Raw genomic sequence first — 14,162 nt, 5'->3', positions numbered from 1 at the left:
GCGCCCGGTCTGTCGAACTGACTTGGGAGGCCGGGACGGACTCCTAGCCGAGCCCGACGGGCGCGGGCACGAGGCGCACGATGCGCGAGAACAGCGCGTCGTACGCGGCGTCCGGCTTCAGGCCGGTCAGCGGATCGCGGTTGGCGCCGAAGGCGATGTCGAGATCGGCCCAGTCCTCGCGCGTCAGCACACGTTCGGCCAGCGGCAGGATCTCGCGCTCCTCCAGCGTCATGTGCGACAGGTAGAAGTCGACGTAGCGCTCGGCGGCCAGCTCGAAGTCGTCGCGGCGCGACTCGCCCATCATCTCGAAGGCCAGCAGCTTGTGCTCGAGCTCTCGGATCTTGGCTTCGCCGCGCGCATGATCCTGGTCCAGGTGGTCCAGCAGGTCGCGCGCCAGCGGCGTGCGGGCGCGCAGCTTCGGGAACAGCAGCTCGGTCTCCTTGCGGTGGTGGCGCTGCTCGGGAAACTCGTCGAGGTAGAAGAGCATCGCGCGCAGCGCGTCGAAGTCCGGCGGCAGGCCCTCGCGGCGCTGCCGGCCCAGCAGCAGCACGACCGAGCGCAGCATTGCGGCCAGCGCCTGGTGTTCGTCTCGGATGATGCGCAGCGCGGCTGTCATGCCGGTCTCCTGTCGGTTCGGGTCAGCAACAGGCCGCAGCGTCGCACGGGGCCGGCAATGGGGACTTGCCGAAGATCAAAGCGCAGATTGCCGGGTCCGCATTTGACGCCGCGCAAGGGTTTTGCGATTCGGCGGCCCTAATCTGGCGCCGCTGGAACGCTGGCCCGATGAACTTCGCCACCCCTCCCCGACAGCCGGGCAAGTCCCCCCTGACCGCCGCCGACGCACGGGCCGTGGCCGACATCGCGCGCCGCCTGGCCGAGGCCGAGGCGGCCGGTGCCATCCGCCCGCTGCTCAAGGGCAAACACCTTGCGCTGCTGTGCCCGGACGCCGACTGCGCCGCCGCCGAGCGCTTCGCCGACGCGGCGACGGCGCTGGGCGCGCGGGTGTCGCGCCTCGATCCCGAAACGCTGAAGGCGACCGGGGAGCCCCAGGCCCGCGACGCGCTGGCGCTGCTGGCCCGCCTGTACGACGCGGTCGAGTGCGACCACGTCAGCGACGGCCTCGTCGATCGCCTGCGCCGCACCGCCGGCCTGCCCGTGTTCGACGGCATCGCCGACGACGACCATCCGCTGATGCAGCTGGCGGTGCACGGCGGCGTGCCGGATGCGGCCGAACGCCAGCGCCTGGTCCAGGCCCTGCTGGTGCACCGACTGGCCTGAGGGCCTCCGGCCACACGCGCTGGCCACACGCATCGGCCACACGCGCCGGCCCCGAGCGGCGAGCTGGCGGCAATAATCGCCTCAAATCGGTCAATCCAGTAAAACCGGTAACACTAAACTCCGGGGCTACGCCGTGCTGATCTGCCCGAGGAACGAGCCATGACGCCCAACACGACTCGCGTGCTGGTCATCGACGACCACCAGTTGACCCGGTCGCTGCTGCGTTCGCTGCTGCGCGAGGCGGGCTACACGACGCAGCGCGAATGCGGCGAAGCGCTCAGCGGCATCAAGCTCGCCAACCACTTTCGTCCGCACCTGATCTGCCTGGACGTGCAGATGCCGAAGATGACCGGCATCGACGCCATCGCGGCGCTGCGGGCCGCGGCACCGGACGCGGCGATCGTGATGGTCACCGGGTCGGCCGACCGCGACACGGTGGTCAGCTGCATCGACGCCGGCGCGAACGGCTACATCATCAAACCCTTCAACGGCGAGACGGTGCTGCGGGCCGTCGAGGCGGCGCTGTCGAAGGCCAGCCCGGCCGCCGCCTGAACCGGGCTCCGGGTGCCCACGCCGGACCTGCCGATGCGGCCCGCGGTTCTGCCGGTCCGGTTGCTCGCCGAGGTGTCGGCGATCGTGGCGATCGCCGTGGCCGCGGTGGCCTGGCTGCTGGCGCCGGCGGGCGCGCTGTCCGCCATCGTCGGGGCGCTGCTGGTCGTGCTGCTCGCGGCGCCCGCGATCTACTGGCGCAACATGCAGACGCTGCGCCGCGCGGCGTTGCCAGCCGGCCCGCCGCCCGCCGCCGCCGCCAACCTCGTCAGCCCGGAGCGGCTGGAGCGGCGCCGCCGGCGCGCGATCTTCGCCACCGCCGCCGCGCACCTGAGCGGTGTCGCGCTGACGGCGCTGGCCGGCTGGTACGTCGACGGCCAGATGCGGGCCGACGCCCGGCAGCACTTCGAACGCCTGGCGGAGCGGGTGGCGCTCGAGGTGCAGCGGCGCTTCGCCGACCCGGTGCACGCGCTGAAGGGCGTACGCGCCAGCATCGCGCTGACCGGCTCGACGAGCCCGGCGCAGCTGCGCGCCTACCTGCGGGCGCGCGACTTCGAGCGCGACTTCGCCGGCGTGCAGGGCGTGCTGTTCGCCGAAAGCACCGACGCGCTCGCGCAGGCCGTCGACGGCGGCGACGCCGCGCTGCTCGACGGCGCGGCGCTCCCGGGCGCTGCCGGCGCGGCGGCGGACTACGCGATCGTGCTGCCGGTCTACCGCGGCGCCGCGCTGCCGGCGACGCCCGGTGAGCGCCGGGCCGCGCTGATCGGTGTCGTCGCCGCACCGGTGAAGGTCGACGCGCTGCTGCAGGGCGTGGCGAAGACGCTGGGCGACACGGTCGCGTTCGAGCTGCACGATGGCAGGCCCGGCGCCGGCGCCGGCCGCGGCGGAGCCGAGCGCCGCGACCGCGAAGCAGCCGAACGCCGCCAAAGCGGCGGTGCCGCGCGCCCCGAGCCGGCGCTGCGGCAGGCCCGCACGCTGCAGATCGGCGGCCGGCCGCTCATCCTGGACGTCAGCACGACACCCGACTTCGAGGCCGCGCTGGACCGCGGCCCGCTGGGCGCGGTGGTGCTGGGCGGCGCGGTGCTGAGCTTCCTGCTCGCGCTGGTGGTCTGGGCGCTGTCGTCGGCGCGCATCCGCGCGCAGACCTTCGCCGAGCGCATGACCGGCGACCTCGACCGCCTCGCGCAGGTGGTGCGCCACACCGACAACTCGGTGGTGATCACCGACCGCGCGCAACGCATCACCTGGGTCAACGAGGCCTTCACGCACATCACCGGCTATGGCGCCGACGAGGCGCTCGGCCGCACGCCGGCGCAGTTGCTGGGCAACGGCCAGGCCGAGCCCGCGGTGCTGCAGGCGCTGGCCGACGCGGTCGCCGGCGGGCGGGCCTGCAACGTCGAGGTGCTCAACCGCACGAAGGACGGGCGGGCGTTCTGGCTCGACCTCGAGCTGCGGCCGCTGTTCGACACCGAAGGCGCGCTCGCCGGCTTCATGGAGATCGGCCGCGACGTGACCGAGCGGCACCGCGCCGCGCAGCAGCTGGAGTCCGCGCTGCGCGAGAACTCGGCGCTGCTGGCGATGATCGACCAGCATGCGCTGGTCGGCATCTGCGACGGCCGCGGCCGCCTCACGCACGTCAACGACGCCTTCTGCCGGGTCAGCGGCTACACGCGCGAGGAGCTGATCGGCCGCAGCCACCGCCTGCTGGACGGCGGCGTCGAGCCGCGCGAATTCTGGGAGCCGGTGTGGGAGGCCGCCGCGGCAGGACGCTCCTGGCGCGGCGAGGCGCGCTGCCTGAGCAAGGACGGCGCCACCTACTGGGTCGACACCACGATCGCGCCGATGCTGGACGCGCAGGGCCGGCCCGAGCGCTTCATCACCATCCGCAGCGACATCACCGCGAGCAAGCAGGCCGCACGCGAGCTCGCGATCGAGCGCGAGCGCCTGCAGCAGGGCAACCGGCTGCTGCAGGTCATCCTCGATCACCTGCCCTGCGGGCTGAGCGTGTTCGACGAGCACCTGAACCTGATCGTCGCCACGCCGCAGTTCCGCAAGCTGCTCGACCTGCCGGACGAGATCTTCGCCAGCCAGCCGGTGCCGCTGGAGCGCATGGCGCGATTCAATGCCGAACGCGGCGAGTACGGGCCGGGCGACGTCGACCGCATCGTCGCGGAGATCCTCGACCGTGCGCGGGCGCCGACCGCCTATTCCGTCGAACGCCAGCGCGGCAACCTGACGCTCGAAGTACGCGGCATGCCGATGCCCGGCGGCGGCCTGGTGGCCACCTACACCGACATCACCGAGCGCAAGCACTTCGAGGCGGTGCTGGCCGACAGCGCGCACATGATGCGCCTGGTCACCGACAACATCCCCGGCCGCCTGGCCTACTTCGATCGCGAGTACGGACTGACCTTCGCCAACCGCGCGACGCTGGCGTTCTTCGGCGGCGACGCCTCGACCCACACCGGCCGCAGCTTCGACGACCTGGTGGGCCCCGAACGCGGCGACCACGGCCGCCGCGCCGAGCGCGCGCTGGCCGGCGAGGCGCAGACCTACGACGTCGAGAGCCGCAGCGCCGACGGCGAGATGCACTACGCGATCGTGCATCTGCTGCCCGACCTGCGTGACGGCCGGGTGCAGGGTTTCGTCGCGATGGCCACCGACGTCACCCACGTCAAGCGCGCAGAGCGCGAGATGCAGCGCGCCGAGGCGCTGCTGCGCGGTGCGATCGACGTCGTCAACGAGGCCTTCGTGCTGTACGACGCTGACGACCGGCTGGTGTTCTGCAACGACAAGTACCGCGAGCTCTACGCCAGCTCGGTCGATGCGCTGGTGCCGGGCAATACCTTCGAGCAGATCCTGCGCACCGGCGCCGAGCGCGGCCAGTACCCCGACGCCGTCGGCCGCGTCGACGACTGGGTGCGCGAGCGGCTGGCGGTGCACCAGCGCAGCGGCGTCTCGCTGGTGCAGCGCCTCGACAGCGGCCGCCACGTGCGGGTGGTCGAGCGCCGCATGGCCGACGGCCACATCGTCGGCTTCCGCATCGACATCACCGACCTCGTGCGGGCCAACGAAGCCGCCGAGGCGGCCAGCCGGGCCAAGAGCAGCTTCGTGGCGAACATGAGCCACGAGATCCGCACGCCGATGAACGCGGTGCTCGGCATGCTGACGCTGCTGCGCCGCAGCGGCCTCGGCGTGCGCCAGCTCGACTTCGCCGACAAGGCCGAGCGCGCCGCGCGGGCGCTGCTGCGCCTGCTCGACGACATCCTCGACTTCTCGAAGGTCGAGGCCGGCAAGCTCGAGCTCGACCCGCGCCCGTTCTCGATCGACCGCCTGCTGCGCGACCTCTCGGTCGTGGTGTCGGCCAACCTCGGCGCCAAGCCGGTCGAGGTGCTGTTCGAGGTCGATGCCGGCCTGCCGGAGCAGCTGGTCGGCGACGACCTGCGGCTGCAGCAGGTGCTGGTCAACCTGTCGGGCAACGCGATCAAGTTCACCGAACGCGGCGAAGTGGTGATCAGCGTGCGCCAGCGGGGGCGCAGCGCGTCGGCGGTGCGGCTGGAGATCGCGGTGCGCGACACCGGCATCGGCATCGCGCCGGCACAGCAGCAGCACATCTTCAACGCCTTCGCGCAGGCCGAGGCGACGACGACGCGCCGCTTCGGCGGCACCGGGCTCGGGCTGTCGATCTGCCAGCGCCTGGTCGCGCTGATGGGCGGCGAGATCCGGCTCGACAGCACGCCCGGACGCGGCAGCCGCTTCAGCTTCGAGCTCGAGCTGCCGGTGGCGGCGGAGGCCGCGCCGGTCGCCGGCCAGGCCCTGCACACGCTGATCGTCGACGACAACCCGGTCGCGCGCGAGGTGATCGCCGAACAGGCCCGCGCACTCGGCTGGACGGTGGACGTCGCCGACAGCGGCGCGCAGGCGCTCGAGCAGCTCGATGCGATGCAGCGGCAGGGCCGCGCCCATGACGCGATCTTCGTCGACTGGTCGATGCCCGGGCTCGATGGATGGCAGACCAGCCGCCGCATCCGTGAGCGGCAGCAGCCGGGCCAGGCGGTGCCGATGCTGATGATGGTGACCGCCCACGGCCGCGACAAGCTGGCGCAGCGCACGCGGCAGGAGCAGACGCTGCTCGACGGCTTCCTGGTCAAGCCGGTGACCGCGTCGATGCTGCAGGACGCGGTGCGCGACGCGCGCACGCCGGGCAGCGGCCTGCCTGCGCCGGCGCGTCCGGCCGAGGCCCGGCTGCGCGGGTTGCGGCTGCTGGTGGTGGAGGACAACCTCACCAACCAGCAGGTGGCCGAGGACCTGCTGGCCGACGAGGGCGCCATCGTGCACCTGGCGGCCGACGGCGAGCAGGGCGTCGCCGCCGTCGCGGCGGCCGACCCACCCTACGACGCGGTACTGATGGACGTGCAGATGCCGGTGATGGACGGCTACGCCGCGGCCGCGGCGATCCGCACGACGCTGGGGCGCACCAGCCTGCCGATCATCGCGATGACGGCCAACGCGATGCCCGGCGACCGCGAGGCCAGCCTGGTCGCCGGCATGAACGACCACGTCGGCAAGCCCTTCGACCTCGACGAGCTCGTCGCCGTCGTGCTCCGGCACGTCGGCGGTGCCGCCGCGGCGCCCGCGCAGGCGGCGCGGACGCGCCTGCCCGACGCGCTGCTGCAGCGCGCCCAGGCGCTCGGCGTCGACCTGCAGCAGGCGGTCGACCGGCTCTCCGGCAAGCGGGCGGTCTGGCGGCGCAGCGCCCGCTCGTTCGCCGCCGAGCTGCCCGGGCACCGGCTGCAGCTGGCGGCGCTGCTGCAACGCGGCGAACGCAGCGAGGCCGCGCGGCTGCTGCACACGATCAAGGGCGTGGCAGCGACGCTGGGCGCCGATGCGCTCGCGGCCTGTGCGGCCGACGGCGAGGTCCGGCTGGGCGAGGCCCGGTTGGGCGATGTCCGTCTGGGCGAGGCCGCGCCTGACGGCATGAGCGCCCGGCTGGCCGAATCGATCGACACCGAGATCGCCCGGGCGCAGGCGGGCCTGCAGGCGGTGGCCGACCTGCTCGACGACGGGCAGGCCGGGCCCCCGGCCGCGGCGCCCGATCCGGCCGCGCTGGCCGCCGGTTTGCAGGCGCTGATGCCGCTGCTGGCCGAAGGCGACATGGTGGCCACCGACGTGTTCGCCGACCTGCAGGCCGCGCACGAGGCGACCTGGGGCGAGGCGATGCAGCCGCTGGCCGACGCGATGGCGCGGCTCGACTTCCCGGCCGCGCTGTCCGACTGCGAACGCCTGCGCGCGCAACTCGCCCCCGCCAGCAGCGGCCCGGCCGTCGCCGCCGTGCACTGACACCGCCGGGCCGCGGGGCCCGCGGGCGCCTACCCGACGCGCCCGAGGTGCGCCGGCGACGTCGGACGGGGCCGACAACGCGATGCGGCGCTCTCCTGCGACCGGGACGGGCGCGCCGCGTCCAGCATGCGGTCATGAAGTACCTTGCCCGACGCTGCCTGACCCTGCTGTTCGCTGCCGCCACGGCCCTGGCCGCCGGCGCCGCGCAGGCCGATCCACCGACACGCGTGATGCGCCTGTCGCAGGCCGACGGTCCGGTGAGCTTCCTGCCAGCCGGCACCGACGACTGGCTGCGCGTATCGCCGAACAGGCCGCTGGTGCCCGGCGACCGCCTGTGGAGCGACGACGGGGCGCGGGCCGAGCTGCGCATCGGCAGCTCGGCGCTGCGGCTGGACGAACGCACCTCGGTCGCGCTGCTGAACAACGTCGACCGCATGACGCAGCTGCAAATGACGCAGGGGACGCTCACCGTGCGGGCGCGCCAGATCAGCCGCGACCGGCCGATCGAGATCGCCACGCCGAATCTGGCCTACCGCGTCGTGCGTCCGGGCAGCGTGCGCATCGACGTCGACCCCGAGGGGGGCTGGACCGAGATCACGCTGCGCAGCGGGCAGGGCGACGTCTACGGCGAAGGCCGCGGCTTCGTGCTGAACGCCGGCGTCACCTACCGCTTCTGGGGCACCGACCTGCGTTCGCAGGAACGCTACGCGCTGCCGGCGCGCGACGCCTTCGACCGCTGGAGCGACGAACGCGACCAGCGCTGGGACCGCGCGAGCTCCGCACGGTACGTGTCGCCGGAAGTCGTGGGCTACGAAGACCTCGACGATCACGGCCGCTGGCAGGTCGTCGCCGAGCTCGGGCCGGTGTGGATGCCGAGCGCCGCGCCGGCCGGCTGGGCCCCGTACCGCGACGGCCACTGGGCCTGGGTCGAGCCGTGGGGCTGGACCTGGATCGACGATGCGCCCTGGGCCTTCGCGCCGAGCCACTACGGCCGCTGGACCCGCGTGAACGAGCGCTGGGCCTGGGTGCCGCCGCCGCGGCGCCTGCAGCCGGTGTATGCGCCGGCGGTGGTGCAGTTCGTCGGCGGCGCCGGCGTCAGCGCCAGCTTCTCGATCGGCGGCGTCAGCGCGGTCGCGTGGTTCCCGCTCGGGCCGTCGGAGGTCTATCGTCCGATGTACACGGCCAGTCCGCACTACCTGCAGCAGGTCAATACGACCAACACGGTGATCCGCACCACCAACGTCACCAACATCATCAACATCATCAATGCGCCGGTGACGAACAACACCTTCGTGCACCGCCGCGAGGGATCGATCGTCGCGATGCCGGTCAATGCCTTCGCGCAGGCCCGCCCGGTCGGTCCGGCTGCGCTGCCGGTGCCGCGCGAGCTGGCACTGCGCCTGCCCACCAGTGTCGCGCGCAGCGCGCCGGTCGCCCCGCAGGTGGCCAGCATCGCCGGTGCCGCGCCGCGCTCCGAACGGCGGCCGCCGCCGGCCGCACTGCAGCGGCCGGTCATCGCCCGGGCCCAGCCGCCGGCCATCGCCGTGCCGAGCTTCGGCACGGCCGTGCCGGCGTCGCCGCGCGAACCCGCCGGTCGCACCGCGCCTGCACCGCGCACGCCCGCGACGGCGGCCGCGCCAGCGCCCGAGGTGCGCGTGGTGACCGCGCGCGCAGCACCGCTGCCGCCGGCGCCGATCAAGCCGACGGGTCCGGACCGCGCGGCCGAACGCCGCGGCGCCCCGGCCGAGCGTCCCACCGCCGCCGCCCCGGCGCCGGCCGCCGAACGACGCGCCGAAGGGCCGCCGCCGGCCGCGCCGCGCGAGATCGTGCCGCCGCGCGCGCCCGACGTGCCCGTGCCCGGCCGCACGCGCAGCGAACAGCCGGCGAGCCGGCCCGCCGACATGCCGCCGCCGCCTCGCCAGGCCGAGGTGAAGCCGCCGCCGCGGCAAGCCGACGTCACGCCGCCGCGGCAGGCCGACGTCACGCCGCCGCGCCAGGCCGATGTCACGCCGCCGGGACGTGCGCGCGAAGTCGCGCCGCCGGGGCGGCAGATCGCGGCCACGCCGCCGGTGAAGCCGGATGCCGACGCGTCGCCGGCGGAACGCCGCGCGTCGCCCGCGACGCCCCCGCCACCGTTCGCACGACGCGAGGCCGACAAGCCCGCCCCGGACAAGCCGGCGGCCACCCCGCCCGGACGCCAGCCCGCGGCCGCGCCGCCCGAGCGCCCGCCGGCCACCACGCCGCCGCCGCGCCAGGCCACGGCCGTGCCGCCCGCGCGTGAAGACCGGCCGGCACCGCCGACCCGAGAAGCGAAGCCGGCGCCGCCGACCCGCGAATCGCGCGAGGAACGCCGCGCCGACCGTCCGGCCGCCGCCCCGCCGCCGCCGCGCGAGCAACGCGCCGACGCGCCGCCCGATGCGCGCCGCGCACCGCCGGCCGCCGCGCCGCGCAAGGCGACGGCCGCGTCCGAGCGCGCCAGCGAGGCCCGCCGCGCCGCCTTCGAACGCGCGCCGAAGAGCCGCGAGCCGAATCCAGGTTAGCCGGCAGGCCGACCTGACGCGTTAAGCGCAAAACGGGCCCGCCTGGCGGGCCCGTCGCTTGCCGCCACGTCGCCATCCACCAACCCAGGGGACTTCCATGCGCAGACTGTTCGCCTCCATTACCGCCGCCGCGCTGCTCGCCGCCGGCGCCCTTCCTGCCGGCGCCATCGGCGTCGCTACGCCGACCACCTTCACCAACCTGGTGTGGAGCGCCAGCTTCAACGCCTCCGGCCTGACCAACTGCACGCAACTGGTCTTCGACGCCACCGGCGACTACTACAACAGCGGCTCGCTGGTGGTCTACGGCGCGCTGAACTGCAGCAACGGCGCCTACGGCATGACCGGCAGCCTCTACACCGCGGTCGACGACTCGCTGAGCATCACGATGCTGATCGCCGGCTACACCGTCGCCTGCCCCCACGTCGTGAACTTCAGCGGGAACTGCACCGTGTACGACGCCAACGGCGTCTCGCGCGGCAGCGGCCAGATCATCCTGCAGTGAGCCGCGCCGCCGCGCTGATCGTGTGCTTCGCCTTCGCCGCGGCGGCCTGCGGCGAAGCGAAGCACGAGCCGGTGAAGGTGATCGCGACGGCGCGCGACCGCGCGCCGTCGCCGGAACCGCCGCCGACGGCCACGCCCCCCACCGTGCAGCCTGAATCCGCGCCCCCGATCGCGACGGCCGCGTCCGTGCCTGCCCGCCCGACGCGCTCGGCGGCCGCGTCGGTGCCCGTGCTGCCCGGCTTCAACGACCGCCCGCCGCGCTTCATCCAGCCGGGCGAGCCCACCGGCAACGACGCCTTCCGGCGTGCGTTCGCCGACCGCGCGGCCTCCCGGCCGCGCTGAAGACCCTCCGCCCGCCGCGCGCCGCCACCCCGTGGCGGCAGGCAGCGTCACGACTTCCCGACGCACCCCGCGCGGCGTTGCCGACGGCCCGGCAAGGACTTCCCGACGCCGGCCGTCGAGCACGCCCCGACACCGCGTTGCGAGCCTGTCCGCGACTTGCATCACGAACCGTGAACTAGCTTGCACGCCGGACCAGCATGAGCACCTTTATCACTTTCTAACCCTCAACCCGGGCGTGCCGCGGGCGAAAACCCGCTCAACATGGAAGCCACGCCGCCACCCCGCGCCCCGGTCGCCCTGCCGCTGATCGTGCTGGCCGCCGGGCTCGCGTTGTCGCTGTTCCTCGGCATCGCCGCCCGGCTGGAAATCTGGCGCGGCGCGAACGAGCGCTTCGATGCGGTGGCGCTGGACCTCGCCCGCAAGATCGAAGGGCGCTTCGACGACTACACCGCGGTGCTGACCGGCGTGCAGGCCCGCTTCAATACCGAGCAGGCGGTCAGCCGCGAGGACTTCCGGGACTACGTCGCCGGCCTGAAGCTCGAGCGCAGCTACCCCGGCTTCCAGGCGGTGAATTTCGCCGCCTACCGGCGCGACGGTGACACCGAGCGCTACGTGCTGACGCTGATCGAGCCGCACGCCGGCAACGAGCACCTCGTCGGCAAGGACCTGGGCGCGATGCCCAATCGCGGCACGGCGCTGGAGCAGTCGCGCGACACCGGCGGGCTGGCCTCGTCGGGCCGTCGCATCCGCATCGGCAACCAGGCGTCGGACATCGGCCTGGCGATGCGGCTGCCGGTGTACCGGCCCAACCAGCCGCTGGAGTCCGTCGAGCAGCGCCGGGCCGCCTACATCGGCACGGTCGGTGCCGGCTTCCGCGTCGCCGGCATGATGGGCGACGTGCTCGGCCATGGCACGTCGCCGTCGTTGCGGCTGCGCCTGGTCGACGCCGGGCCCGGCCCCGGTGCGATGGGCACGCGCGTGGAGAGCCACTTCGTGCAGGCGCCGCGCGGCGACCGCAGTCAGCTGCTGTTCGACAGCGCGGCGCCGGCCGGCAGGCTGCCCGATGGCGTGCCCTCGGCGGCGGTGGCCGCCTCCGTGCCCTCGGCGACCACCGCACAGGCCGCCGCGCCGCGCGCGCTGCCGCCGCCGCGCATCGAACGCACGCTGCGCTTCGAGCTCGGCGGCCACTCGTGGCTGGTCGAGGTCAGCGACGACGAGCATGTGGTCGTCGGGCGCATCGATTCGCATGTCTGGTGGCTGATCATCGCCGCCGGCGCCATCATCAGCGCGCTGCTGGCCGGCATCGTCTACTCGCTGGCCACCGCCCGCGGCCGCGCGCTGGCGCTGGCGCTGGCGATGACCGAGCACCTGCGCAGCAGCGAGCGGCAGCTCGAGGAAGCCCAGCGCGTGGCCAACCTCGGCAGCTGGGTGCTCGATACCCGCAGCGGCGCGCTGCAGTGTTCGGACCAGGCGCGCGCCATCCTCGGCCTCGCGGGCGATGCGCCGGCGGACCTGCGATCGCTGCTCGCGCGCATCCCCGCGTCCGAAAGGCCGGCGGTCGAACAGCGCATCGCCGAGGCCACCTCGTCCGGGCAGCGCATCGAGTTCGAGCACCACCTCGCCGGCACCGGCGACGGCCCGGAGCGCTGGCTGCACGTGATCATCGAGCCGACACGTTCCGGCGCGCACCTGCTGCTGCGCGGCGTGGTGCGCGACGACACGCAGCGCCTGAAGGCCGCGCTGCTGCTGAAGCTGGAACACGAGATCGCCGGCCTGCTGCTGGGCGACGGCGAGCCGAAGTCGGTGATCGCGCAGGCGCTCGAGGTCGTCTGCCAGCACTTCCGCTGGGACTGCGGCGCGATGTGGCGCGTGCGCGAGGATGCCAAGGCGCGCTGCCTGGCGACCTGGCACCGGCCGGGCCAGCCGGCGGTCGACGAGTTCGTGCGCATCAGCCTCGGGCTGGAGTACCGGGCCGACGAAGGTTCGCTCGGCCGCGCGTGGTCCGGCGGCGAGGCGCTGCGCGTCGATGGCCTGGTGCACCGCGACGACTTCACCCGCGATGCGCTCGCCGGCCGCGCCGGCCTGTCAGTCGGGCTGATCGTGCCGATCGTCGCCGCCGGCACGATGACCGCGCTGGAGTTCTTCAGCCGCGACCCGCGTGCGAGCGACGACGATGCGCTGGAGACCCTGCGCACGGTCGCGCAGCAGCTGGCACAGTACGAGCACCGCAAGCATGCCGAGCAGCGGCTGCGCTTCGTCGCCAACCACGACCCGCTGACGGGGCTGCACAACCGCGCGTCGCTGCAGCGCGAGCTGCAGCGCGCGATCAAGCGCAGCAACCGCAACCGCCGCCGCTTCGCGGTGATGTTCATCGACCTCGACCGCTTCAAGCACATCAACGACACGCTGGGCCACGGCGTCGGCGACCTGATGATCCGCGTCTGCGGCGAACGCCTGGCCGGCCTGCTGCGCGAGGACGACACCGTCGCGCGCTTCGGCGGCGACGAGTTCGTGCTGCTGCTGGAGAACCTGTCCGGCGCCGGCGACGCGGCCTCGCTGGCGAAGAAGGCGCTGGACTGCTTCGCCGAGCCGTTCTCGATCGAGGGCCACGAGCTGCACATCAGCGCCAGCATCGGCATCAGCGTGCATCCGGAAGACGGCGCCGACGCCGAGACGCTGGTGAAGAACGCCGACACGGCGATGTACCAGGCCAAGGACAAGGGCCGCGGCACCTACCGCTTCTACGCCGCGCAGATGAACGCGCAGAGCGCCGAGCGGCTGATCCTCGAGAGCGGCCTGCGGCGCGCGCTGGTGCGCGACGAGCTGCAGCTGCACTACCAGCCCAAGCTCGACCTGCGCACGCAGCGCATCGTCGGCGTCGAGGCGCTGATGCGCTGGCGCCATCCGACGCTGGGCGGGGTGTCGCCGGCGCAGTTCATCCCGATCGCCGAGGAGACCGGCCTGATCGAGACGATGGGCCAGTGGGCGCTGCGCCAGGCCTGCCAGGACGCGATGGCCTGGCGCCGCCAGGGGCTGCCGGCAATGCAGATGAGCGTGAACCTGTCGCCGCGCCAGCTCGGCAGCCGCACGCTGCTGGATGAGATCGCCGAGATTCTCGACGCCTCGGGCCTGGAGCCCGGGCTGCTCGAGCTCGAGATCACCGAAGGCGCGGTGATGAAGAACCCCGAGCACGCGGTGCGCGTGCTGGAGGCGGTGCGCGCGATGGGCATCGGCCTGGCGATCGACGACTTCGGCACCGGCTACTCGTCGCTGTCGTACCTGCGGCGCTTCCCTCTGTCGACGGTGAAGATCGACCGCTCGTTCATCAACGACCTGTCCGAGGACAGCGACGCGCAGGCGCTGACCGACAGCATCATCACGCTGGCCCACGGGCTGCGCATGCAGGTGGTCGCCGAAGGCGTCGAGACGATGACCCAGCTGGACCACCTGCGCAGCCGCGGCTGCGACGTGATCCAGGGCTACCTGCTGTCGAAGCCGCTGCCCGCCGACGAGCTCGCGCGCTTCGTCGCCGGCCACCTTCCGCAACAGCAGTCCCTGCAGATTGCCGCGCCGATTGCCGCCTAGGAAGTAACAGGCGATCTCCCTGGCATG

8 protein-coding genes are annotated in these 14,162 nt (G+C 73.6%); 7 read left to right on the top strand and 1 reads right to left on the bottom strand.

The window, feature by feature from the left end; all coding sequences use genetic code 11:
- Positions 1–43: 43 nt before the first annotated feature.
- Positions 44–616, bottom strand: a complete 573-nt coding sequence (locus P1K89_RS18155) for a hemerythrin domain-containing protein (protein WP_284617895.1) — start codon at positions 614–616, stop codon at positions 44–46.
- 167 nt (positions 617–783) lie between these two features.
- Between P1K89_RS18155 and P1K89_RS18150 the strand changes: the two genes are divergently transcribed.
- The 7 genes from P1K89_RS18150 (at position 784) to P1K89_RS18120 (ending at position 14,135) form a co-directional block, all read left to right on the top strand.
- A complete protein-coding gene (locus P1K89_RS18150; protein ID WP_284617894.1) occupies positions 784–1,278 on the top strand; it encodes a Rossmann-fold NAD(P)-binding domain-containing protein in 495 nt (164 codons plus the stop codon).
- Between the two features lie 159 nt (positions 1,279–1,437).
- Complete coding sequence (locus P1K89_RS18145) at positions 1,438–1,830, top strand: response regulator (RefSeq protein ID WP_284617893.1); 393 nt, start codon at positions 1,438–1,440, stop codon at positions 1,828–1,830.
- Positions 1,831–1,863: 33 nt separating this feature from the next.
- A complete protein-coding gene (locus P1K89_RS18140; RefSeq protein WP_284617892.1) occupies positions 1,864–7,167 on the top strand; it encodes a PAS-domain containing protein in 5,304 nt (1,767 codons plus the stop codon).
- A 134-nt stretch (positions 7,168–7,301) separates the two neighbouring features.
- Positions 7,302–9,707: a DUF6600 domain-containing protein gene (locus P1K89_RS18135; RefSeq protein WP_284617891.1), complete on the top strand. Its 2,406-nt coding sequence runs from the start codon at positions 7,302–7,304 to the stop codon at positions 9,705–9,707.
- A gap of 97 nt (positions 9,708–9,804) precedes the next feature.
- A complete protein-coding gene (locus P1K89_RS18130) occupies positions 9,805–10,209 on the top strand; it encodes a hypothetical protein (RefSeq protein ID WP_284617890.1) in 405 nt (134 codons plus the stop codon).
- Positions 10,206–10,550 carry a hypothetical protein gene (locus P1K89_RS18125; protein ID WP_284617889.1) on the top strand — a complete coding sequence of 115 codons (345 nt, stop codon included), beginning with the start codon at positions 10,206–10,208 and terminating at the stop codon, positions 10,548–10,550. The genes P1K89_RS18130 and P1K89_RS18125 overlap by 4 nt, the downstream gene beginning before the upstream one ends.
- Before the next feature lie 261 nt (positions 10,551–10,811).
- Positions 10,812–14,135 (top strand): bifunctional diguanylate cyclase/phosphodiesterase, encoded by a 3,324-nt coding sequence (locus tag P1K89_RS18120; protein WP_284617888.1) that lies wholly within the window; start codon positions 10,812–10,814, stop codon positions 14,133–14,135.
- The last annotated feature ends 27 nt before the right edge of the window (positions 14,136–14,162 follow it).

It is taken from the genome of Aquabacterium humicola (assembly GCF_030167915.1).
In the GTDB taxonomy this organism is placed as follows: Bacteria; Pseudomonadota; Gammaproteobacteria; order Burkholderiales; family Burkholderiaceae_C; genus Pseudaquabacterium; species Pseudaquabacterium humicola.
This window is presented reverse-complemented; position numbering and strand designations above follow the sequence as displayed.